The organism is Streptomyces sp. NPDC048278 (assembly GCF_040652195.1).
Taxonomy (GTDB): domain Bacteria; phylum Actinomycetota; class Actinomycetes; order Streptomycetales; family Streptomycetaceae; genus Streptomyces.
Window position 1 is genome coordinate 195,340 of the sequence record NZ_JBEZLP010000008.1, and the last position, 21,042, is coordinate 216,381.

21 protein-coding genes are annotated in these 21,042 nt (G+C 71.9%); 8 read left to right on the forward strand and 13 right to left on the reverse strand.

Annotated features, from left to right (window positions below):
* The first annotated feature begins 12 nt into the window (after window positions 1-12).
* A complete protein-coding gene (locus AB0D74_RS17050; protein ID WP_362586474.1) occupies window positions 13-756 on the forward strand; it encodes a DUF1707 domain-containing protein in 744 nt (247 codons plus the stop codon).
* Window positions 757-1,274: 518 nt separating this feature from the next.
* On the opposite strand, the gene AB0D74_RS17055 is transcribed toward AB0D74_RS17050, so the two are convergent.
* Window positions 1,275-2,288, reverse strand: a complete 1,014-nt coding sequence (locus AB0D74_RS17055; protein WP_362586477.1) for an alpha/beta hydrolase — start codon at window positions 2,286-2,288, stop codon at window positions 1,275-1,277.
* A 301-nt stretch (window positions 2,289-2,589) separates the two neighbouring features.
* Here AB0D74_RS17055 and AB0D74_RS17060 point away from each other — a divergent pair, with 301 nt between their 5' ends.
* The gene (locus tag AB0D74_RS17060) at window positions 2,590-3,852 is read left to right on the forward strand and encodes a DUF445 domain-containing protein (RefSeq protein ID WP_362586874.1); all 1,263 of its coding nucleotides are present in this window, start codon (window positions 2,590-2,592) and stop codon (window positions 3,850-3,852) included.
* Window positions 3,853-3,913: 61 nt separating this feature from the next.
* Window positions 3,914-5,401: an MFS transporter gene (locus tag AB0D74_RS17065; protein ID WP_362586480.1), complete on the forward strand. Its 1,488-nt coding sequence runs from the start codon at window positions 3,914-3,916 to the stop codon at window positions 5,399-5,401.
* Between the two features lie 5 nt (window positions 5,402-5,406).
* Here AB0D74_RS17065 and AB0D74_RS17070 read toward each other — a convergent pair whose 3' ends face one another.
* Both AB0D74_RS17070 and ctaD read right to left on the reverse strand, forming a co-directional pair.
* Window positions 5,407-5,793, reverse strand: coding sequence for a cytochrome C oxidase subunit I (locus AB0D74_RS17070; RefSeq protein WP_362586483.1), 387 nt, complete (start codon window positions 5,791-5,793; stop codon window positions 5,407-5,409).
* Entirely contained in the window at window positions 5,790-7,484 is a 1,695-nt protein-coding gene (gene ctaD / locus AB0D74_RS17075) for a cytochrome c oxidase subunit I (RefSeq protein WP_362586486.1), read from the reverse strand. The genes AB0D74_RS17070 and ctaD overlap by 4 nt, the downstream gene beginning before the upstream one ends.
* Before the next feature lie 181 nt (window positions 7,485-7,665).
* Between ctaD and AB0D74_RS17080 the strand changes: the two genes are divergently transcribed.
* Entirely contained in the window at window positions 7,666-8,286 is a 621-nt protein-coding gene (locus AB0D74_RS17080; RefSeq protein ID WP_362586489.1) for a DedA family protein, read from the forward strand.
* 54 nt (window positions 8,287-8,340) lie between these two features.
* Here AB0D74_RS17080 and AB0D74_RS17085 read toward each other — a convergent pair whose 3' ends face one another.
* From AB0D74_RS17085 to AB0D74_RS17105, 5 genes are all read right to left on the reverse strand, one after another.
* Window positions 8,341-9,006: a response regulator transcription factor gene (locus AB0D74_RS17085; protein ID WP_362586492.1), complete on the reverse strand. Its 666-nt coding sequence runs from the start codon at window positions 9,004-9,006 to the stop codon at window positions 8,341-8,343.
* On the reverse strand, window positions 9,003-10,214 hold the full coding sequence (locus AB0D74_RS17090) for a histidine kinase (protein ID WP_362586495.1): 1,212 nt from the start codon (window positions 10,212-10,214) through the stop codon (window positions 9,003-9,005). Before AB0D74_RS17090 ends, AB0D74_RS17085 begins: the two co-directional genes overlap by 4 nt.
* Window positions 10,211-10,741: a hypothetical protein gene (locus tag AB0D74_RS17095; RefSeq protein ID WP_362586498.1), complete on the reverse strand. Its 531-nt coding sequence runs from the start codon at window positions 10,739-10,741 to the stop codon at window positions 10,211-10,213. The genes AB0D74_RS17090 and AB0D74_RS17095 overlap by 4 nt, the downstream gene beginning before the upstream one ends.
* Before the next feature lie 228 nt (window positions 10,742-10,969).
* The gene (locus AB0D74_RS17100; protein WP_362586501.1) at window positions 10,970-12,508 is read right to left on the reverse strand and encodes an alginate lyase family protein; all 1,539 of its coding nucleotides are present in this window, start codon (window positions 12,506-12,508) and stop codon (window positions 10,970-10,972) included.
* A gap of 95 nt (window positions 12,509-12,603) precedes the next feature.
* Window positions 12,604-13,062 carry a hypothetical protein gene (locus AB0D74_RS17105; protein ID WP_362586504.1) on the reverse strand — a complete coding sequence of 153 codons (459 nt, stop codon included), beginning with the start codon at window positions 13,060-13,062 and terminating at the stop codon, window positions 12,604-12,606.
* A 144-nt stretch (window positions 13,063-13,206) separates the two neighbouring features.
* Between AB0D74_RS17105 and AB0D74_RS17110 the strand changes: the two genes are divergently transcribed.
* The gene (locus AB0D74_RS17110; protein WP_362586507.1) at window positions 13,207-14,163 is read left to right on the forward strand and encodes a helix-turn-helix domain-containing protein; all 957 of its coding nucleotides are present in this window, start codon (window positions 13,207-13,209) and stop codon (window positions 14,161-14,163) included.
* Between the two features lie 29 nt (window positions 14,164-14,192).
* Here AB0D74_RS17110 and AB0D74_RS17115 read toward each other — a convergent pair whose 3' ends face one another.
* Window positions 14,193-14,687 carry a hypothetical protein gene (locus AB0D74_RS17115; RefSeq protein WP_362586510.1) on the reverse strand — a complete coding sequence of 165 codons (495 nt, stop codon included), beginning with the start codon at window positions 14,685-14,687 and terminating at the stop codon, window positions 14,193-14,195.
* 343 nt (window positions 14,688-15,030) lie between these two features.
* Between AB0D74_RS17115 and AB0D74_RS17120 the strand changes: the two genes are divergently transcribed.
* Complete coding sequence (locus AB0D74_RS17120) at window positions 15,031-16,215, forward strand: histidine kinase (RefSeq protein WP_362586513.1); 1,185 nt, start codon at window positions 15,031-15,033, stop codon at window positions 16,213-16,215.
* Window positions 16,212-16,871 (forward strand): response regulator transcription factor, encoded by a 660-nt coding sequence (locus AB0D74_RS17125; RefSeq protein ID WP_362586516.1) that lies wholly within the window; start codon window positions 16,212-16,214, stop codon window positions 16,869-16,871. The genes AB0D74_RS17120 and AB0D74_RS17125 overlap by 4 nt, the downstream gene beginning before the upstream one ends.
* Window positions 16,872-16,952: 81 nt before the next feature.
* Here AB0D74_RS17125 and AB0D74_RS17130 read toward each other — a convergent pair whose 3' ends face one another.
* From AB0D74_RS17130 to AB0D74_RS17145, 4 genes are all read right to left on the reverse strand, one after another.
* The gene (locus AB0D74_RS17130) at window positions 16,953-17,255 is read right to left on the reverse strand and encodes a hypothetical protein (protein WP_362586519.1); all 303 of its coding nucleotides are present in this window, start codon (window positions 17,253-17,255) and stop codon (window positions 16,953-16,955) included.
* 86 nt (window positions 17,256-17,341) lie between these two features.
* Complete coding sequence (locus AB0D74_RS17135) at window positions 17,342-18,652, reverse strand: hypothetical protein (RefSeq protein WP_362586522.1); 1,311 nt, start codon at window positions 18,650-18,652, stop codon at window positions 17,342-17,344.
* A gap of 29 nt (window positions 18,653-18,681) precedes the next feature.
* Complete coding sequence (locus AB0D74_RS17140) at window positions 18,682-19,203, reverse strand: SigE family RNA polymerase sigma factor (RefSeq protein WP_362586525.1); 522 nt, start codon at window positions 19,201-19,203, stop codon at window positions 18,682-18,684.
* Window positions 19,204-19,321: 118 nt separating this feature from the next.
* Window positions 19,322-19,942: a TetR/AcrR family transcriptional regulator gene (locus AB0D74_RS17145; protein ID WP_362586528.1), complete on the reverse strand. Its 621-nt coding sequence runs from the start codon at window positions 19,940-19,942 to the stop codon at window positions 19,322-19,324.
* A 103-nt stretch (window positions 19,943-20,045) separates the two neighbouring features.
* Between AB0D74_RS17145 and AB0D74_RS17150 the strand changes: the two genes are divergently transcribed.
* Window positions 20,046-20,912 (forward strand): NAD(P)H-binding protein, encoded by an 867-nt coding sequence (locus AB0D74_RS17150; RefSeq protein WP_362586531.1) that lies wholly within the window; start codon window positions 20,046-20,048, stop codon window positions 20,910-20,912.
* Window positions 20,913-21,042: the final 130 nt, after the last annotated feature.

The window sequence follows — 21,042 nt, forward strand, 5'->3', positions numbered from 1 at the left end:
TAGGCTGCTTCCATGACCGACGATGCCCCGGAGCTGCGCGCCTCCGACGCCGATCGTGAACGAGTCGCCGAGATCCTGCGGGACGCCCTCGCCGAAGGGCGTCTCGACATGGCGGAGTTCGAGGAACGGCTGGAGGCGACGTACCAGGCCCGTACGTACGGCGAGCTGACGCCGATCACCAGGGACCTGCCCGCGTCACCGGCCGTGTCGCTCTCCAAGCCGCCGGTGCAGAACGGTAGTTGGGGTCACCGGATCGTCGGCGGCGAGGGCTCCTCGTCCTGGGCGGTGGCCGTGATGTCCGGCTTCCAGCGCAAGGGCCGCTGGACGGTGCCGAGGCGCTTCACGTCCTTCGCGTTCTGGGGCGGCGGCGAGATCGACCTGCGCGAGGCGAACTTCGCGGACGGCGAGGTCGTGATCAACTGCATCGCGATCATGGGCGGGATGAGCGTGATCGTGCCGCCGGGCGTCGAGGTCGTGATGCGCGGCATCGGCATCATGGGCGGCTTCGACGAGCGCGAGCACGACATGTCGCCGGACCCGGACGCCCCGCGGGTGGTGGTGACGGGCTTCGCGTTCTGGGGCGGCGTCGAGGTGGCCCACAAGGTGACGAGGGCAGAACGCCAGCGCATCAAGGAAGAACGCCGCCAGGAACAACTCGACCGCAAATCCGCCCGCCACGAACTCCACGCCGCCCGCCAGGAGCGCCACCACCAACGCCGCGAAGACCGCGACCGCCGAAGGCACGACGACTACTGAGCCAGCGCCAACCCATCCACCCCAGAACCGCGCCTGCTCCCCGGCCGGGTATTCCGAGCACCGGTGACGCAGTCGCCCCAAAGGGGCGCGGGGAACTGCGCGACCAGCCCCCACCGACCCGCGGATGGCCACGGCCCGGTTCGGCACCGCCGGACACCGCCGTCGTGGTTGAGCGCCGTGGCGGCGGGGTGTAGGGGACGGCAGCGAGACGGGTTGTTTCGAGCGGCGGTGGCGTAGTCGGCCTGAAGGGGCGCGGGGAACTGCGCGACGAGCCCCCACCGGCCCGCAGACACCCACGGCCCGGTTCGGCACCGCCGGACACCGCCGTCGTGGCTGAGCACCGTGGCGGCGGGGTGTAGGGGACGGCAGCGAGCCGGGTTGTGTCGGGTGGCGGCAGCGAGACGGGTTGTTTCGAGCGGCGGTGGCGTAGTCGGCCTGAAGGGGCGCGGGGAACTGCGCGACCAGCCCCCGTCGGCCCGCGGGGAACCGCGTGGTTAGCCACCGCGGGCTTGTGGGTGTTAGGGGTGGGTGAGGAAGTTTCGGAGTACGGTGGCTGTTTCGTCGGGGGCCTCGAATGGCCAGAAGTGGCCGGAGTCGAAGAGGTGTACGCCGCTTCCGGGTGGGAGCTGTGCGAGCACCTCGGGGTCCGTGTAGAACTCGCGGGGCTGGAGGGGGTCGTCCGCCCCCTGTAGGAGGAGGACGGGACACCTCCACCGGGGAACGAGCCGGGTGCGCCGCTCGATCCACTCCTGGCGGAACGACGACGAGTGGAAGTAGCGGGGGACGGCGGCACTGATCCCCTCGTGCCCGAACTCCTGCACGGTCCGCACGAGGTCGGACGCCCCGACGCCGTGCTCCGTGAGCAGCGTGTACGCGGTGACCACGAACCGGCGGGCGTCGGCCAGCATGCCGGGTGCGTCGGGCGAGACGAACATCGCCTCCTGCGGGTGCAGGTCGGGATGCAGGTGCCAGAGGTGCTGCTGTCCCCGGCCGTAGCGCAGGACGCGGTCGCCGAGCCGGGCGACGAGATGGTCGCCGACCGGGGTCCCCCTGTCGTGCGTGACCAGGCTGAACCGCTCCGTCCCCAGCTGGTCGAGGAGGGCCTCCAACTGGACGGCGACCCCCTCCTGGCGGAAGTCCCCCGTGCCCTTCTCCGACTGGCCGTAGCCCTTCAGGTCGACGGCCAGACAGCGGTGGTCGGAGCCCAGGGCTTCGAGGGCGTGGTGCCACTGCCACCAGGAGTCGGGAACGCCGTGCAGGAACACCACCACGGGAGCGTCGGCGGGGCCGCACTCGACGTAGTGCCAGCGCACGGTCCCGCCGTCACCGGGAGCGTCGGCGAAGCGGTGGGTGACGGTGACGGCGCCCAGCTTCTCCTCGTCGCCGTCCGCGTCGGGCGCGCGGGGCGGGATGTCCGGCAGCGCGGCCACGGACGCGTCGACGCCGGCCAGCCGGACGGCCGCCTCGTTCAGCCCGTCCCGGATACGCGGCGGCGGTGGCGTGTAGGGGTGCGCGGTCGTGTCATGACGCATGGCGAAGTCCTCCAGAAGGCTGCGGCTCGGGACGGCTGCCGGTGGGACCCGAACGTTGATGAGTGTTCGGTCAGAGTTGATTGAATCCTCAGGAGTGGGGGAGGTCAAGAGAGCGGAACAGGTCCGGCCCGCCGCCGGGAACTCTTCCGCCGTTCCGGGAGTAGGTCGGGAAGGGACAATATGTGCGGGGTCACCGTGTGGGGTGACCGGCTGCGAACGGGTGGAGCAGATGGCGGAACCTACGGAGACGGCGGACCGGACGGCGGGCGTGCCCGCGCCGGCCACCCCGTCCTACAAGTCCATGAACGCCTTCACGCCGGCCGACGAGGAGCGCCAACGCGGCGTCCGCCGCATGAAGACCACGGCGACCGGCCTGCTCCTGCTCGTCGCGCTCGTGTACGTCCTGGCGAAGTGGGCGTCGAGCGCCGGCGCCGGCGTCTGGGCGGACTACGTGGCCGCCGCCGCCGAGGCCGGCATGGTCGGCGCGCTGGCCGACTGGTTCGCGGTGACCGCCCTCTTCCGCCACCCCCTCGGCCTGCCCATCCCGCACACCGCGATCATCCCGACCAAGAAGGACCAGCTCGGCGTCTCGCTCGGCGAGTTCGTCGGCGAGAACTTCCTCTCCCAGGACGTCGTACGCCAGCGCCTGCGCGCCGTCGGTATCGGCAGCCGCCTCGGTGCCTGGCTGGCCGAGCCGAAGAACGCCGACCGGGTCACCGCCGAGCTCGCGACGGCGCTCCGCGGCGCGCTCACCGTGCTGCGCGACTCCGACGTCCAGGCGGTCGTCGGCGAGGCCATCACCCGGCGCGCCGACGCCCAGGAGATCGCCCCCGGCATCGGCAAGATGCTGGAGCGGGTCGTCGCCGACGGCGGCCACAAGCGCGTCGTGGACCTCGTCGTCGCCCGCGCGTACGACTGGCTGGTGCTGCACGGAGACTCCGTGATGGACGCCGTCCAGGGCGGTGCCCCCGGCTGGACCCCCCGGTTCGTCGACCGCCGCGTAGGCGAGCGCGTCTACAAGGAGCTGCTCCGCTTCTGCTCCGAGATGCGGGACATGCCCTCCCACCCGGCCCGCGGCGCCCTCGACCGCTTCCTCTCCGACTTCGCCAACGACCTCCAGTCCGACACCGACACCCGCGCCCGCGTCGAGCGCCTCAAGGGCGAGGTCCTGGGCCGCGGCGAGGTGCAGGACCTGATCGCGTCCGCCTGGACGGCCGTACGATCCATGATCGTCTCGGCGGCCGAGGACGAGCGCAGCGAGCTGCGGCTGCGCGTGCGTGCCTCCCTGATGTCCCTGGGCGCCCGGATGGCCTCCGAACCCAAGGTCCAGGACAAGGTCGACAGCTGGGTCGAGGGCGCGGCCGTGCACGTCGTGTCGACCTACCGCAAGGAGATCACCTCCCTGATCACCGACACGGTGGCCGGCTGGGACGCCGAGCACACCACCCGGAAGATCGAGGCGCACATCGGCCGCGACCTGCAGTTCATCCGTATCAATGGCACGGTGGTGGGGTCGCTGGCCGGCGTGCTGATCTTCACGGTGTCGCGCGCGCTCGGGGCATAGGGCTCCCGGAGCCGGGCACCCGGCCGCGGGTTCCGGTACTTCTCCCGGCCGAGGAGGCGCGATGGGTACGGCTGCTGCGGACGTGGGCGCGGAGGGCACCGGCCGGACGATCACCACCCGCATCCCGGCCCGCCTGGACCGGCTCCCCTGGTCCCGCTGGCACTGGACGATCGTCATCGGCCTCGGCACCGTCTGGATCCTGGACGGCTTGGAGGTCACGGTCGTCGGCAACATCGCGAGCCGCCTCTCCGAACCGGGCAGCGGCCTGCCGATCTCCTCCTCCCAGGTCACCGGCACCGCCGCGGCCCTCTACGTGGCCGGCGCCTGCACCGGCGCCCTCTTCTGGGGCCGCCTGACCGACCGGTACGGCCGGAAGAAGCTCTTCATGACCACTCTGGCGGTCTACCTGGCCGCCACCGCCCTGACCTCGCTCTCCTTCGCCCCCTGGTGGTTCTTCACCTTCCGCTTCCTGACCGGCTTCGGCATCGGCGGCGAGTACGCGGCGATCAACTCGGCGATCGACGAGCTGATCCCGGCGTACCACCGGGGCCGCGTCGACCTGGTCATCAACGGCAGCTTCTGGGTGGGCGCGGTGGGCGGCTCGCTGCTCTCGATCGTCGCGCTGAACACGGACTTCCTGGCCGAGGACGTCGGCTGGCGGCTGACCTTCGCGCTGGGCGTCGTCCTCGGCCTGGTCATCCTGCTGGTACGGCGCAACGTCCCGGAGAGCCCGCGCTGGCTGCTGATCCACGGCAGGGAGCGGGAGGCGGAGGAGATCGTCTCCTCGATCGAGCACCGGGTGGCGACGGAGAAGGGCGGGCCGCTCCCCGAACCGGCCGGCGAGCTGGTGATCCACCAGCGCGGGAGCGTCACCTTCGGCGAGATCGCCCGCACGCTCTTCCGCGACTACCGCCGCAGGTCCGTCCTCGGCTTCTCCCTCTTCATCGGCCAGGCGTTCCTCTACAACGCGATCACCTTCGGCTTCGGCGCGATCCTCACGGCCTTCTTCGACGTGCCGACGGGGGACACGGGCTACTACTTCGTGGTCATCGCCGTCGGCAACTTCCTCGGCCCGCTGCTCCTGGGCAAGCTCTTCGACACGGTGGGCAGGAGGGTGATGATCTCGTCGACGTACATCCTCTCCGGGCTGCTGCTCTTCCTCACGGCCTGGCTGTTCGGCCGGGGTGTGCTGACGGCGGGAACCCTGACGGCGTGCTGGTGCGCGGTCCTCTTCTTCGCCTCGGCGGGAGCGTCCAGCGCCTACCTGACCGTCTCGGAGATCTTCCCGATGGAGACGCGGGCGATGTCCATCGCGTTCTTCTACGCTCTCGGCACGGCCGCTGGCGGCATCAGCGGCCCCCTGCTCTTCGCCGACCTCACGGGGACCGGGAAGGTGTCCGACACGGTGCTGGCGTTCCAGATCGGGGCCGGTCTGATGTGCGCGGCCGGGCTGGTGGCGGCGGCGTGCGCGGTGAACGCGGAGCGCCGGCCACTGGAGGACATCGCGCGTCCGCTGACCGCCGCGGCGGCTCCACAGCCGGGGGACTGAACGGCTCAGCGGCCCACGGACACCACGGTCACCGCCGACACCGCCGTCGCCACCAGGGCGACGCCCCCGCACACGGCCACCGCCCATCCCACGCAGCGCGCCCGCAGCGCGCGGTAGCGCCGCTCGTACTCGTCCCGCAGGGACACACACCGGGCGGCGATCCGTTCGAGGTCCTGCCGGGCGCGCCGCAGGCTGTCGTCGACGTAGTGCCGCTCGACCTCGTCGCGCTGGCCCGTGGTCAGCCACTCCATGCGCCCGGTGAACTCCCTCGCCCGCTGCTCGGCCTCCGTGATCCTGGCCCGCCACAGCAGGTATCCCTCCACCTCGTTGCCGAGGTCCCGGCCGCCTCCCGGCCGCGGCCCGCCGCCCACCCGGTGCCCCGGGTCGGTCATGAGCGGACGCCGTGGGCCTCGGCCTCCGCCAGGGCGATGTCGGGGTGGTGCAGGTCGAACGCCGGGGACTCGCTGCGGATCCGCGGCAGGGTGACGAAGTTGTGCCGCGGCGGCGGGCAGGAGGTCGCCCACTCCAGCGAACGGCCGTAGCCCCACGGGTCGTCGACACCGACCGGCTTGCCGTACCTGGCGGTCTTCCACACGTTGTAGAGGAACGGCAGGATCGACAGGCCGAGCAGGAACGAACCGATCGACGAGACCGTGTTCAGGGCGGTGAAGCCGTCGCTCGCGAGGTAGTCGGCGTACCGGCGCGGCATGCCCTCGGCGCCCAGCCAGTGCTGGACCAGGAAGGTGCCGTGGAAGCCGATGAACAGGGTCCAGAAGGTGATCTTGCCGAGGCGTTCGTCGAGCATCTTGCCGGTGAACTTGGGCCACCAGAAGTGGAAGCCGGAGAACATCGCGAAGACGACCGTGCCGAACACCACGTAGTGGAAGTGCGCCACCACGAAGTACGAGTCGGAGACGTGGAAGTCCATCGGCGGCGAGGCGAGGATGACACCGGTCAGACCGCCGAACAGGAACGTGACGAGGAAGCCCGCTGCCCACAGCATCGGCGTCTCGAACGACACCGAGCCCTTCCACAGGGTGCCGATCCAGTTGAAGAACTTCACCCCGGTCGGTACCGCGATCAGGAAGGTCATGAAGGAGAAGAAGGGGAGAAGCACACCGCCGGTGACGTACATGTGGTGCGCCCACACGGTCACGGACAGACCGGCGATCGCGATGGTCGCCGCGACCAGGCCCATGTAGCCGAAGACCGGCTTGCGGGCGAAGACCGGGAACACCTCGGTCACGATGCCGAAGAACGGCAGCGCGATGATGTACACCTCCGGATGGCCGAAGAACCAGAAGAGATGCTGCCAGAGCAGTGCTCCGCCGTTGGAGGCGTCGAAGACGTGGGCGCCGAACTTGCGGTCCGCCTCCAGCGCGAACAGCGCGGCGGCGAGGACCGGGAAGGCGAAGAGGACCAGGGTCGCGGTCAGCAGCACGTTCCAGGTGAAGATCGGCATCCGGAACATCGTCATGCCGGGCGCGCGCATGCAGATGATCGTGGTGATGAAGTTGACCGCGCCGAGGATCGTGCCGAAGCCGGAGAAGGCCAGACCCATGATCCACAGATCGGAACCGAGGCCCGGCGAGCGGACCGCGTCCGACAGCGGCGAGTACGCGAACCAGCCGAAGTCGGCCGCACCCTGCGGGGTGAGGAAGCCGCCGACGGCGATGGTCGAGCCGAACAGGTAGAGCCAGTAGGCGAACATGTTCAGCCGGGGGAACGCGACGTCGGGGGCGCCGATCTGGAGCGGCATGATCCAGTTCGTGAAGCCGGCGAACAGCGGCGTCGCGAACATCAGCAGCATCACCGTGCCGTGCATCGTGAACGCCTGGTTGAACTGCTCGTTCGAGATGATCTGCAGGCCCGGCCGGGCGAGCTCGGCGCGCATCAGCAACGCCATCACGCCACCGATCAGGAAGAACGCGAACGACGTCGCCAGGTACAGCGTGCCGATCGTCTTGTGGTCGGTGGTGGTCATCCACTTCACCACGACGTTGCCGGGCTGCCGGCCCCGCAACGGGACCTCGCTGTCGTAATGGGGGACGGCCGAGGGCTCGGGCTCGTTGAGAACGGTCACCGGTGTGTGTCTCCAGACGCTCGGGTTCACCCTCCGGCCATCCTGGCGGCTGGGGACCGCGACGGAAGGCGCTGAGCCGCCCGCATACGGCCGAACGGGCGGCCAGGACCCACGGGTGGAGCAAGCGCCCGCCCGCCCGGCCACGCACACGCCGGCACCCCTGCCCGCGTACGGTGGGGGCATGGCGCCGCCGCTTCCGGGCCCGCTGGCCCACCTGGCCCCGCTGCTCACCCACTACGGCTACTGGGCCGTCGGTGCCGTGGTCCTCGTGGAGGACTTCGGGGTCCCCGCGCCGGGCGAGACGATCCTGATCGCCGCCGGGGTCTACGCGGGGGCGGGACAGCTGAACGTCGTCGCCGTGGCGGTCATCGCGTTCGCCGCCGCCGTCGTCGGGGACAACATCGGCTACCTGATCGGCCACACCGGCGGACGGGCCTTCGTGCACCGCTGGGGCCGGTACGTCTTCGTCACCCCGGAACGCTTCCGGAAGGCCGAGGAGTTCTTCGCCCGCCACGGCGGCAAGATCGTCGTCGTGGCCCGCTTCGTCGAAGGGCTGCGCCAGGTCAACGGCATCATCGCGGGCACCAGCGGCATGCCCTGGCCCCGCTTCCTCGTCTTCAACGCCCTCGGCGCCGCGCTGTGGGTCGGCCTGTGGACCAGCCTGGCCTATGTGACGGGCACCCACATCACCGCCGTCTACGACGAGATCAGCCGCTACCAGCTCTACGCCCTCGTCGCCCTGGGCGCCCTCGTCACCGCACTCGTCCTCCGGCACCTGCTGCGCCACCGGCACCGGGACTGACGCCGCCCGCGTGCGGCGTGATCCGCCGGGCCGCACCCCCCCGGGGTCAGGAGGTCAGGCCAGGCCCGCTGCGATGGCGCGGCGTACGGCGTCGGCGCGGTCCCGGATGCCGGCCTTGGCGAAGAGGTTGTTGATGTGCGTCTTGACGGTCGCCTCGCTCACGAAGAGCTTCTCGGCGATCGCGCGGTTGGGCAGCCCCTGGCCGATCAGGGTGAGGACTTCGCGTTCGCGGGGCGTGAGGTCCGCGGGCAGCTGCTCTCCGGACGCCGTCGGCCTGGCGCGGACGGTGGCCAGCAGCCGGTCCTGGACCTCGCGGTCCAGGACGGACTGGCCCGCGGCGGCGGCGCGGATCGCGCGGACGATGTCCTGGCGTCCGGCGTTCTTCGTCAGATAGCCGCGGGCGCCCGCGCCGAGGGCCGCCAGGATCGAGTCGTCGTCGGCGAACGTGGTGAGCACGACGACGGCCACCTCGGGGTGTTCGCCGGTCAGCCTGCGGGTGGTCTCGATCCCGTCGAGCACGGGCATGCGCAGGTCCATCAGCACGACGTCCACCGGACCGGCGGCGACCGCCTCCAGCACGCCGGTACCGTCCGAGGCCGCCGCGACGACGTCGATGTCCTCGGCCAGCCCCAGCACCGCGGCGAGCGGTTCGCGGACGGCGGCCTGGTCGTCGGCGACGACCACGCGCAACGGCCGGGAGTTCTCGGTGGGTTCACTCATCGCGGGATCACTGCCTCCACGTGCCAGCCGCCCTGGTCCGGTCCCTCGGTGACCGGTCCCGCGGTGAGGGTGCCGCCCAGCAGGGCGACGCGTTCGCGCATTCCGATCAGCCCCATTCCGCTGCCGCCCCCCGCGTTCACCGTACGGGTGGCGTGCCGGTTGCGGATCGTCAGCGCCGTCGCGGAAGCCGTGAAGGCCAGCTCCACCCGCACCTCACCGCCCGGGGCGTGCCGCGCCGCGTTGGTCAGGGATTCCTGGGCGATCCGCAGCAGGTTCTGGGTCACCTTGGCCGGTATCTCCACGGGGGTGCCGCGGACGGTCAGGGCGTCGCGGTGGCCGGACGACTCGACCATCGCGGTGAGGGTCTCCACCAGCGGCAGCGAGTCCTCGCGGAGTGCGTGGACGGTCCACTGCGCCTGCTTCAGGCTCTCCTTGACGAGGCTGTGGGCCTTGTCGTTGACCGCCCTGACCTTCTCCAGGTCGCCGGTGTCGAGCAGCGCGTCGGCCAGTTCCAGCTGCATGTTGATCCCGGCCAGCGTGTGCGCCAGGACGTCGTGCACGTCCCGGGCGATCCGGCCGCGTTCGGTGAGCGCGGCGGCCTGCGCCTCGGCCCGGGCGGCGCGCTCCGCGCTCTCGGCCGCCGACAGCGCGGCCTCCACGGCCTGGTGCTGGGCGCGGTTGAGTATCCCGACCAGGACCGGTGCGCCGGTGGTGAGGCCGACGGCCCAGGGCAGCAGGTGGTGACCAGGGCCGACCTGGAAGTACAGGACGCCGCCGCAGAGCAGGCTGCAGGACAGGGCCAGGACGAGGGCCGGTCTGGTCGGCAGCCGGTATCCGATGTGACCGGAGAGGAAGAAGGCGAAGAGGTAACCCGATCCGCTGCGGCCCGTGCCGATCAGCGCGGCTGCCGCGAGGACGCCCAGCGACAGCCAGACGACGGCGGCACGCGGCGGGACCCTGCCCGGGGGCAGGCCCCGGGCCAGCAGCGCCGCACAGTTCAGTACGAACAGGACCGCGACCACCAGCCCCCGCCCGCTGACGCCCATCGGCCGGATCGTCAGGGCTCCGCTGGCGATGACCGCCAGGGTGAGGGCCCACTGCACCCGGGGGTCCCGGCCCGGGATCGGCCGGGGCGCGGCCGACGGGGGCGGGACCTGTCCGGGGGCGGCGGCGGTCTCGTCGGTGGGCACGGCCAGACCATAGCTCACGGTCGGACCGGGACGCGGTTCGAGGCGGGGGCGGGCTGCCCGGCGGTCAGCATCCGGCCGCGGATGAAGATCGTGGCCAGCCGGGTGACGACCTCGGTGAGCGCCATCAGGACGAAGGCCGCCACCCATGCCTGGTCGCTGGTGATGTGGTGGGCGAGGCTGAACCGGGCGACGTCGTCGGCGCCGCCGTGCTCGGTCCACAGCTGGAAGCCCATCCGGGCACCCATGCCGAGCACCCACAGGATCGCGGAGACCGCGCCCGCCTTGATCAGGATGTGCTCGCCCGCGGTCCTGACCCGGGTGTAGACGCCGCCGGCGATGCCGAGGACGGCGCCCGCGGCCATGAGCGCTCCGACCAGTACCAGGTCGTTGCCCGCGGTGGGAACGGAGTCCAGGTACGTGTGGGCCACGTAGGCCACGATCCCCAGCGGGATCAGGAAGGTCTTGAGGTCCAGTCGGCCTTCCCGCAGCTGCCGGAAGACGACGAGGATGAGGGCGATGTCGGTGATCCACTCGGTCGTTGTCATGCCCCCAAGCCTGCTGTCGCGGGGCCCGCGACGCCTGGACCCATGGGTGGAACCCGGGGTGGAGAACCACGCCGGGCGGTCCGGAGAACGGGCGGTCCGGAGAACGGGCGGTCCGGAGAACGGGCGGTCCGGAGAACGGGCGGTCCGGAGATCGGGCGGTCCGGAGGTCGGGCGGTCTGGAGATCGGGAAACGCGCGTGCGGTCCGACGTCGGCCGGAGGGACAGGGCCTAGCCGTCCTGGCGCCCGCGCCCCCGCCTGCGGAGCAACAGCAGCCCGCCCGCCAGCGCGGTGATCCCGGTGGCCGCGGTCCATCCGACGACGTCCCCGGAGCCGGTGGCGGCGAGATCGTCGCCCTTGCCCAGGGCGGAAGGGGCTGCCGCGGGCGTGGCTGCGGACCCGGCGACCGACGCCGATGCGGAGGCCGACGCGGAGGCCGAGTCCGACGCGGATGCCTTCGTGGCCGTCGGGGAAGGCGTCGTACCCCCCGCCGTACCCCCGTCCCCAGCGGTGTCCCCGGCCCCCGCGTTCACCCGGTCCCGCGTGAACGCCAATGTCCCGAAGCCCAGTTGGTCGTACCCCCCGCTGTTCGGCCCGTAGTCGCCGCCCCCGCCCTCCGGTGCCGCCTTCGCCGCGATGCGGGTGAGGTACGTCGCGGACATGCCCCGCCGCTTGGTGTAGTGGTTGGCGATCATGGCCCAGATGGGACGGATCATCGACGGGTCGACGCCCGCCGCGGCCGTCACCGTCTCGCTCCCGGACCACCCTCCGATCGCCCCCTTCCGCCGCGTGTTCGCCGTGAACAGCACCTGCCCGCCCAGGTTCCACCTGGCGACGTACTGCGCCCCCTTGAGGAACCGGCTGTCGTCGTAGCCGTACAGGTCGATCCCCTGGTTCCACGCCATCTCGCAGAGCGTGCCCATCAAACCCACCCCGAGCAGCGCATGCCCCTGGTCGCGCCCCGCCTCCAGCCACTCGCCGAGCCCGTCGTCGTAGAGCACGGGAATCGCGTTCCGGACCGCCCCGAGCCCGGCGCCGTGCTTGAAGTAGTCGACCGCTCGGGCGACTTGGGCGCGGTCGTCGCAGAAGATGCCGGTGGCGAGGACGCAGGCCATGTTGGCGAGGTCCCAGTTGGTCCAGTAGTTGGAGACGACGGCGCCGTTGTGCCGGACGAGGAAGTCGTCGCTCATCGCGCCGAAGTTCTTGCTCAGCATCTCCTGGAAGCGGGCCAGCTCGAAGTCCCCGTGGTCCCGGACGAGTTCGGCGGCGTTGGCGAACTGGTAGCCGTACAGCCCGGCGGCCAGGAACCGGTCGGCGGAACCGTTGACCGCGGTGAGCGTGGCGGACCAGGCGTTGAGGACGGCGACCGCGGTGTCGGCGTAGGCGCTCTCGCCCGTCACGTGGTAGCGCAGGGCGTTCTGGTAGGCGGCGTGGATGTCGTTGTAGAGCAGCGAGTAGTTCTCCGGGGTGCCCGACCCCCGGTACACCACGGACTGCGGCCGGGCCTGCCAGCCGCTCTGCGCGTGCCGGTTGGCGGTGAGCCTGGCGAACCCGGCCGCATAGGGCGCGGCGCCCGCCTTCACCTTGGCGGCCATCCGGTCGAGGTCGGTACGGGTGTGCAGCAGGCCGGGGTGGGCGAAGGCCCCGGCTCCGGTCCCGGCGGCGGCTCCGGTTCCGGCGGCTGCGGTTCCGGCGGCTGCGGGAGCGACCGCGCCGCCCACCGCGCCCACCACGGCGATCCCCACGGCCGCGCCCGAGGCCCTCACCATGCTCCGGCGGCTGATCTGTCGAGTCGTGTGCATGCACCGGGAGACGGACCCGCCCGCCTCCCGATAACAGAAACCCGGCTGCCCGATACGAGGGCTCAGGCGCCGGTCGTCGACCCCGGCCGCACGATCATCAGCACCGTCACGACGGCCCACAGGAGGTTGAACACCCCGGTGAACATGGCCAGTTGGACGGTCATCTGCCGGGTACCGGCACCCGCGCCGGCCTCCACCAGTGCGCTCTGCCGGGGCAGGACCAGCGCGGCGAGGACGAGTGCGGCGAGTGCGGTGAGCGCGATCGACGTGATCAGCCAGGCGCTGCCGAGCACGTGCATGTTGCTCGCCGTGGCGAACCCGAACACGGGGACGGCGACGCCGACGACGGCGTACACCCGGCATATCCGGTGCAGCAGCTGGACGGTCTCGGCGGCCCGGACGTCGTCCGGTGCCTCGATGGCGCGGCGGGCGGCCGGCGGGAACATGCTGGCGGCGACGGTGACGGGACCGATCGCGACGATCGCCGCGAGGACATGGACGGCGAGGAGGAACTTGGTCACGGCGACGACGGTAGGCGGCCGGAAGATCGCGTAGAAGCGGCGATACTGCCACCCTTCGACGGATTCCCGCCAGGCAGCAGGTGCCGGTACCAGGGAACCGTACCCACGGTTGGCGACAACCCGTCGACCGACTACGTTCCTGCCATGCACACCGTCGCCGTACTCGTCCTGGACCAGGTCATCCCGTCCGACTTCACCGTGCCGATCGACACCTTCGGCTGGGCCCGGCTGCCCGACGGCCGGGACGCCTACCGGGTGCGGGTGTGCGGGCCGGCGGCCGAGGTGACGGCGGCGGGCGGCGCGTTCACGATCAAGGCGCCGTACGGGCTGGAGGCGCTGGCCGAGGCGGACACGATCATCGTGCCCGGCGTCGCGGATCCCGCCTGCGTCCTGCCGCCCGAGGTGGCCGACGCCCTGCGCGCGGCGGCGGCGAACGGCACCCGGATCGCGTCGGTCTGCGTCGGGGCGTTCGTCCTCGCGGCCACCGGCCTGCTGGACGGCCTGCGCGCCACCACACACTGGGCCGCGGCTGACGCCCTGGCCGCGCTGCACCCGCGCGTCGACGTCGACCCGAACGTCCTGTACGTCGACAACGGCCAGTTCCTGACCTCGGCGGGCGCGGCGGCGGCCATGGACGTGTGCCTGCACATGATCCGCAAGGACTACGGCTCGGCGGTCGCCGCCCACGCGGCCCGGATGTCGGTCATGCCGCTGGAACGGGAGGGCGGCCAGGCCCAGTTCATCGTCCACGACCAGCCGCCGGCCCCGGCCGGGGCGACCCTGGAGCCGCTCCTGTCCTGGCTGGAGGACAACTGCGACCGGGACCTCACCCTGGACGAGGTCGCGGCCCAGGCCGGCATGAGCACCCGTACCCTCAACCGCCGCTTCCGCGACCAGACCGGCACGACCCCGCTGCAGTGGCTGCACCGGGCCCGGGTGCGCAGGGCCCAGCACCTGCTGGAGACCACCGCCCACCCCGTCGAACGCATCGCGACCCAGTCGGGCTTCGGCTCCCCGACCGCCTTCCGCGAACGCTTCAGGAGAGTGGTCGGCACCAGCCCCCAGGCCTACCGCCGGGCGTTTCGCACCTCGGACGTCTAGGGGCTGCGCGGTGGCTGCGGCGGCGGTGGTCAACGCTGCTCGCGTCGGCTGCGGATGCTCAGGGCGATGACGGAGACGAGGAACCAGAAGGCGCCGAACGCCGAGTATCCGGCCACGGTGGAGAGGCTGCTCGTCGCCGAGGCGGACGTGGCGGCGATGGTGGCACCGGCGAGGACGGACTGTCCGCCGCTGACGGCCATGGGCCACTGGGCGCCGACCGTGCGCCGGCGCCGGACCGCCACGACGAGCTGGACGGCTCCGGACAGGAGGGCCCAGACGCCGAACACGAGAAGGGCCCGCCCGATGGTGGAGAAGACGGCGGCGGCCATCCCGGCGGTGGCCGCGAGGCCGAGCCCCATGTTGACGACGCTGACGGTGTCCGTGGCGCCGGTGCCGGTCAGGCGGCGCTCGACGAGCGTGGCGACGGCGTCCCACAGGGGGTAGACGACGAGCAGCACGGCCGCGATCACCGTGGGCTCGTCCGCCGACCCGAGCGAGGCGGAGGTCGTGAGGACGAGCGCCACCCAGATCAGGGAGAAGGCGACCCGGATCAGGTGGAGCGATCGGAGCCCGGAAGACGCCGTCGTCGCTGAAGTGGCTGAAGTTGCCGAAGCGGTTGAAGTGGTCGAAGTCGCGGTGGTCTGAGTCATCGGATGTCCCGTGGTGATCGTGGTGACGGTGCGAGACGGTCGCCTCGACGAGGAGTCTCGGCGGCCTCGGGAGGGGCCGCGTACTTCGAACGAAGTACTTCTGCCGTCTCCGCCCACCGAAGCGGCTCGGCCGTCCACCTCGTCCCTCGTCCACCCCGCCCCGCGTCTACATCATTCGAAGTACACGGCCGCCGCACACGTGAACGAGAATCGGCTCATGGGCAAGGCGCAGAACAGTCAGGACGGGCCGGCCGCACCGCTGTGGGTCCGCCACCCCGAGGCCCTGCACCGGGTCGCCTACGCGGTGGCAGGGCTCGTGTTCACCGGGCAGCTCGTGGCGGCGGCGGTACGGGGGTCGGACTGGCCGACGATCCTGTCCGTGCTCCTCGCCGGCGGCGGCGTCGCCCTCTCGTGGTGGAAGCCGTGGGCAGGACTGGTCGTGACGAGTGCGGCCTCCTTCGCCGTCACGGCGACAGGCGACGACCCCCTGTCGGTGTGGATGATGGCGGTGCTCGTGCTGTTCTCCGTCACCCTCAGGGGAAAGCAGCCGCTGGCCGGGACCGGCATCGTGGCGGCCTTCTTCCTGGGGGCGTTCATGACGGTCGGAGGATTCCGCGGCGGTGCCGTCGTCGGAGCCGCCGCCCTCTTCTCGGCCCTGGCGGGAGGCGCGACGGGGGCCGCCCTCCGCATCCACCGGGAACACTGGTGGACCCTGGAGGAACGGGCCGAGACCGCCATCGCCACCCGTGAGATCGAAGCCACCCGACGGGTGACCGAGGAACGTCTCCGTATCGCCCGGGACCTCCACGACGTCATCGGCCACCAGGTCGCGATGCTGAGCATGCACCTCGGTGCGGCGGAGATCGGGCTGCCCGAGGGCGCCGAGTCCTCCCGGCAGGCCCTCGTCTCGGCCAGGTCCAGCGCCCGTACCGTCGTCGTCGAGACGCAACGCATCCTCGCGCTGCTCCGCCTCGGGGACGACGTCTCCGGCGTCGAGGCGCTCCGGCCGACCCCGGCGCTGAGCGGCCTGGAAGGACTCGTCGCCTCCTTCGAGAGCATCGGCCTCGACGTCCGGCCCTCCATCGACATCCCGGCCGGCTTCGTGGAGCCGAGCGTCGGCGTGACGGTCTACCGGGTCGTCCAGGAAGCGCTCACGAACGCCTACCGGCACGGCGAGGGGACGGCGACGGTGGAGGTGCGCGAGCACGACGGCAGGATCCGCGTCACCGTGGAGAACCGCGTCGCTCACTCGCCGCACGGCTCCGACCCGGGCAGCGGACTCGGACTCGTGGGGATGCGCGAACGCGTCGAGTCCTCCAGCGGGCGGCTGACGATCGACCGTCACGACGGGCGGTTCCGGGTCCACGCGGAGTTCAGCCCGCTGGGAGAGGTCGTCCGATGACACGGATCCTGATCGTCGACGACCAGGACGAGATCAGGGCCGGGATCCGGACGATGCTCCGGCTCGACCCGGGGCTCGTCGTCGTGGGGGATCTCTCCGACGGGCTCCAGGTCGTCCCCTTCCTCCGGGACCACCCCGTCGACCTGGTCCTGATGGACATCCGGATGCCCGGCATCGACGGCGTCGAGGCCACCCGCCGGATCCGCGCGGAGCATCCGCCCGAGAAGACGCGGGTGATCGTGCTGACCACGTTCGACCAGGACGACATCGTCCTCGCCGCCCTGCGCGCGGGCGCCAACGGCTTCCTGAGCAAGACCGTGAGCCCTGCCGAGCTCGTCGCCGGAATCACCGAGGTCGTGAGCGGCGGCGGTGCGCTGTCGGCCGCCGCGACGGCCGCGCTCATCGGTCACATGACCGACAGCCCGCCCCCGCTGATCGACAAGGAGCTGCTGCGCCGCTTCAGCGCTCTGACCCCCAGGGAGCGGGACGTGGTCGTCCTGGTCGCCGGCGGTCTCGGCAACGACGAGATCGCGGCCCGGCTCTCCGTGTCACCGCTCACCGTGAAGACGCACGCGGTCCGGGCGATGACGAAAGTCGGCGCCCGCGACCGGGCCCAGCTGGTCTCCTTCACCTTCCGGGCCGGCCTCTACCCGTGAAGCGGCGGTCGCCCCGGCCGCCGGGCCCCTCCGATCCCGCCGTCGGCCTGCACGACCGGCGCGGTCGGGAGGGCGTTCAGGTCAGGCCCGCCGGTCCGCGACGGCCCAGGACGCCAGTGCCACCGCACCCGCCACCCCGAGTACGGACGGCCAGGCGCCGACCTTCTTGGCCAGCGGGTGCGACCCGGCGAACGCGACGACATACGCGGCGGACAGCGCCCCGGCCGCCTTCCCGCCCGCCCGCTGCCGCCACTGCTGCGCGGCAGCCGCCCCGGCGACGGCCAGTACGGCCCCGCCCAGCGGGCGCTGCTTCGTCCACCGGGCCACGCCGTAGCCCCCGACGAGCCCACTCGCGGCGATCACCGAACTGGGAACCCTGGCCATGCCTGCCTCCTCGCGCCGTTCCTGCCGTCTTCGGGCCGGATCTCCCGAGGCTAACTCCCACCTCACTCCGGAGGTTCCGCAGGGCTCTACGACCGCCACTTCGGGCTGAGCGCGACGGCGCGGAGCTGCTTCATGGTCAGGGCCGGGGCGGTACGGGTCGCGGCGGTCTGCTGGGAGCCGGAGTTGAAGGCGCTGACCACCACGCGGAAGCCGTCGGTGCGCAGGGTGTCGACGGTCCACATGACGACCCCGGAGCCGCCCTTCTCCCCGGGCGTCTTGTGCTCGGCGACCCGGGTCCCGTCGGCGAGCGTCTCGGACCCGGCCCCGAACAGCTGGTCCGCGACATCGGACATGTCCGGCTGCACATTGATCTGGACGAGACTCCGCCCCTTGCCGTCGTCGACCACGACGTAGGTGAACTGCTCGTCGTCGTCGCTCCCGTGCGCCACCACCTTCAGCCCCTTCGGAAGGAGCGAGGCGAGGGTCTGCCGGATCGACGTGCCGTTCCCCTGCGTCTCGGGCGGTTCCTGGGTCTGCCGCGGATCCTCCGGGATGGCCTCGACGACCCCGCGCCACTCCGCCGCAGCCGCCAGCTTCGTCAACTGCGCGGCGGACAGCGGAGGTTCGTCCCGGCTGACCGGCGCGTCCTTCTCGGCGGCGGCGTTCCACTCGCTGACGGAGACGTGATGGCCGTCCGGGGTGACGAGGTTCGCCGTCCAGAGCTTGGTGTCCACCCGCCGGTCGGGATACTCGTATCCCTTCACGACGGTGACGACGGACGCGTCGGGCAGATGGCTGGTGCGGCAACTGTCGTACGGCGTATAGACCTTGTCCGGGCACCGGACGGCCTGCCGGGCGTCGGATCCGCCCGGCAGCACCCGGTTGACGGCGACGCTGACCGCGCCGGGGCCGTGCCCGTCGTCGAACACGACCTGCGCGTACGGCGCCACGAGCGGCTCGCTCACGTCGACGCCCCGCCCCTCCGCCTTGCCGAACTTCCCCTCGGGCAGCAGCTTCTCCAGCATGCCGATCATGTCGTCCGAGGTGACGGCGCGGGCGGTGGGGGAGGAGGTGGCGTGCGGGGTGGTGCTCACGGAGGAGGGGGACTGCGGCCGTCCGGACGGCGACCCGCCCCAGGGCACCAGCAGCGCCCCGCCGACCCCGGCGAGCGCAACCCCGGCGGCGCCGCCCAGCACGGTCGTCCGGCGCCGCAGCCGTAGCCGCCGCCCCCGCACCGTACCGCCGGCGACGAGCGCGCCCCGGTCGGCGTCGAAGGTGTCCCCGGCATCGTGCAGGGCGGCGGAGAGCCGCACCTCGAAGCCGTCGTCGTGACTGTTCCCGCCGCCGTTGCTGTCGCCGCCGCTGTTGCTGTCGTTGTACTGCCGCTCCACGGGCATGACGAACCACCGTCTCCACAAGGTTGATGTCAGGGGCGGGCGTACTCGGCGAGGTCCTCGCCCAGCAGCTCGCGCAACCGCCCGAGGGCGCGCACGCACCGCGTACGGACCGCGGCCGAGCTCATGTTCAGCGCGTCCGCGGTCTCGTGCACCGAACGGTCCTCCCAGTACCGCAGGACGACGACGGCCCGGTCCTTGGCGGGCAGCCGCGCCAGCGCGTCGAGGAGGGTCAGCCGCAGCGAGGGATCGGCACCGCCGGGATCCGCCCCGGTGTCGGCCAGTTCGGGGAACGAGTCCCTGGCCCGCTCCCTGCTGCTGAACCGCCGCCGGTGGGCGAGGAAGGTCCGGGTGAGGACGGTCTGCGCGTACCCGGCGGGGTTCTCGGCGCGGGAGACCCGGCCCCAGCGGACGTAGATCCGCCCCAGGGCCTCCTGCACCAGGTCCTCCGCGAGGTGGGTGTCCCCGGCGGTGAGCAGACAGGCGGACCGGTACAGATGCCCGGCCCGCGCCGATGCGAACTCGGCATAGTCCTCCCCAGCCCTCTGACTCATCCGCAGGCTCCCCCGTCCACGTCCCTGTCACCGTCCCCGTACCGCCCCGGCGCTCCGCCGCTCACCTTGTTGATGCGCTGGACCCGGGAAAATGTTTCAAAGGATTCTCAGAGGAGGCTCACCGGAGCGAGTCGAGCCAGGTCAGGAGCCGGGCGCCTTCGCGGGTCATGACGCCCGGGTCGCGCAGGGCGTTGGCCAGCAGCGACATGCCCTGGTAGCCGGCGACGAGGGTGAGGGCCAGGTCGTCGGGGTCGTCAGGGTGGTCCGCACCGTCCGAGCCGGACAGCCGCATCTCGCGGAACTGGCGTGCCGCCCACTCCAGCAGCCGCCGGATCACCGCGCCGACCTCCGTGTCGAGGCTCCCTTCGCTCCCCTCGCCGCGCTTGCCGAGCTCGGCGGCCAGGGTGCCGGTGGGGCAGCCGTACCGGGCGGCGACGTCACGCTGCTCGACCCACGCCTCGACCAGCGCCTTGAGCCGGTCGCGCGGGTCGGGCAACTGGTCGAGCCGGGCGGTGAGTTCGTCCAGGTGCACGGTGTGTTCGTCGAGCGCGGCCCGGACCAGCTCGTCCTTGGTCTTGAAGTAGTAGTAGACGTTCCCGACCGGGACGTCGGCCTCCCGCGCGATGTCCGCGAGGGTGGTGCGCTCGACGCCCTGCTCGTGCAGGACCCGGGCCGCCGCCGCCATCAGCCGCTGCCGCTTCTGCGACGCCCGCACCCGCCGGTCCACTGAGTTGGTCACCCAACTAACTATAGACAGCGGGGGAGTCGCCCGTGCTAGCGTCTGCGTCAGCCGACTAAGTCAGTCAGCTAACTAACTCGGGTGGGACCCGTAGGGGGAACTGATGATCACTGTGACGGGCGCGACCGGCACCATCGGCCGGACGTTGGTGGACCTGCTGACCGAGGCGGGCGAGGAGGTGGTGGCGGTGTCCCGGCGCCCTCGGCAGGGCTCATCCGCCGTCCCCGGCGTCCGGTGGGCCGAGGGCCATGTCGGGGACGCGGCGAGCATGCGGGCGCCCCTGACCGGCGCCCGGGCCCTGTTCATCGTCCTGGGCGGCGAACTCAACGCCTTCGGCGAGAACCCCGAGCTGTTGCTCCGGGCAGCCTCGGACGCCGGCGTCGAACGGGTCGTCCTGGTCTCCTCCCAGGTCAGCGCCACCCGCCCGGAGGCACCCTCGCACGCCCGCCTGCGCGAGTTCGAGGCGGCGGTACGCGCGTCGGGCCTCGACTCCACGATCCTGCGCCCCGGCGGCTTCGCCTCCAACGCCTTCGCGTGGGCCGACACGATCCGCACCAAGCGCACGGTCTTCGCCCCCTTCGCCGACGTGGCCCTTCCGGTCGTTGACCCGGCGGACATCGCGGCGGTCGCGGCGAAGGAGCTGCGCTCGGTCCGCGAGGACGGCGAGGGCGGCCACGGGGTCCGCGTCTACGAGCTGACCGGCCCGGAGTTGATCAGCCCGCGTCAGCAGGTGGCGGTCATCTCCGCGGCGCTGGGCGAGGAGGTGACGTTCGTGGAGCTTTCGCGCGAGGAGGCGCACGCGGCCATGGCCCGCTTCATGCCGGAGGAGGCGGTCGAGGGCACGCTGGACGTCCTGGGCGCGCCGCTTCCGGCGGAGTCGAGGGTCGGCACGGACGTGGCCACCGTGCTGGGCCGCCCGGCGGGCGGGTTCGCCGGATGGGCCGGGCGCAATGTGCAGGCGTTCCGGTAGGCGGGCGGCGTTCCGGTAGCGGGGCGGCGTCCCGGTAGCCGGGCGGAAGGTGTCCTGGCCGCACGGGATTCCGTGCGCGGCCAGGCCCCTTTCCACCTACTTCCGGCTACCGTGCCCGATCCCCCTGTGC

Excerpts from the sequence above, each read along its gene's own strand:
- AB0D74_RS17050 (WP_362586474.1), top strand. The coding sequence starts at position 13 with ATGACCGACGATGCCCCGGAGCTGCGCGCCTCCGACGCCGATCGTGAA.
- AB0D74_RS17055 (WP_362586477.1), bottom strand. The coding sequence starts at position 2,288 with ATGCGTCATGACACGACCGCGCACCCCTACACGCCACCGCCGCCGCGT.
- AB0D74_RS17060 (WP_362586874.1), top strand. The coding sequence starts at position 2,590 with ATGAACGCCTTCACGCCGGCCGACGAGGAGCGCCAACGCGGCGTCCGC.
- AB0D74_RS17065 (WP_362586480.1), top strand. The coding sequence starts at position 3,914 with ATGGGTACGGCTGCTGCGGACGTGGGCGCGGAGGGCACCGGCCGGACG.
- AB0D74_RS17070 (WP_362586483.1), bottom strand. The coding sequence starts at position 5,793 with ATGACCGACCCGGGGCACCGGGTGGGCGGCGGGCCGCGGCCGGGAGGC.
- AB0D74_RS17080 (WP_362586489.1), top strand. The coding sequence starts at position 7,666 with ATGGCGCCGCCGCTTCCGGGCCCGCTGGCCCACCTGGCCCCGCTGCTC.
- AB0D74_RS17085 (WP_362586492.1), bottom strand. The coding sequence starts at position 9,006 with ATGAGTGAACCCACCGAGAACTCCCGGCCGTTGCGCGTGGTCGTCGCC.
- AB0D74_RS17095 (WP_362586498.1), bottom strand. The coding sequence starts at position 10,741 with ATGACAACGACCGAGTGGATCACCGACATCGCCCTCATCCTCGTCGTC.
- AB0D74_RS17100 (WP_362586501.1), bottom strand. The coding sequence starts at position 12,508 with ATGGTGAGGGCCTCGGGCGCGGCCGTGGGGATCGCCGTGGTGGGCGCG.
- AB0D74_RS17110 (WP_362586507.1), top strand. The coding sequence starts at position 13,207 with ATGCACACCGTCGCCGTACTCGTCCTGGACCAGGTCATCCCGTCCGAC.
- AB0D74_RS17120 (WP_362586513.1), top strand. The coding sequence starts at position 15,031 with ATGGGCAAGGCGCAGAACAGTCAGGACGGGCCGGCCGCACCGCTGTGG.
- AB0D74_RS17125 (WP_362586516.1), top strand. The coding sequence starts at position 16,212 with ATGACACGGATCCTGATCGTCGACGACCAGGACGAGATCAGGGCCGGG.
- AB0D74_RS17130 (WP_362586519.1), bottom strand. The coding sequence starts at position 17,255 with ATGGCCAGGGTTCCCAGTTCGGTGATCGCCGCGAGTGGGCTCGTCGGG.
- AB0D74_RS17135 (WP_362586522.1), bottom strand. The coding sequence starts at position 18,652 with ATGCCCGTGGAGCGGCAGTACAACGACAGCAACAGCGGCGGCGACAGC.
- AB0D74_RS17140 (WP_362586525.1), bottom strand. The coding sequence starts at position 19,203 with ATGAGTCAGAGGGCTGGGGAGGACTATGCCGAGTTCGCATCGGCGCGG.
- AB0D74_RS17150 (WP_362586531.1), top strand. The coding sequence starts at position 20,046 with ATGATCACTGTGACGGGCGCGACCGGCACCATCGGCCGGACGTTGGTG.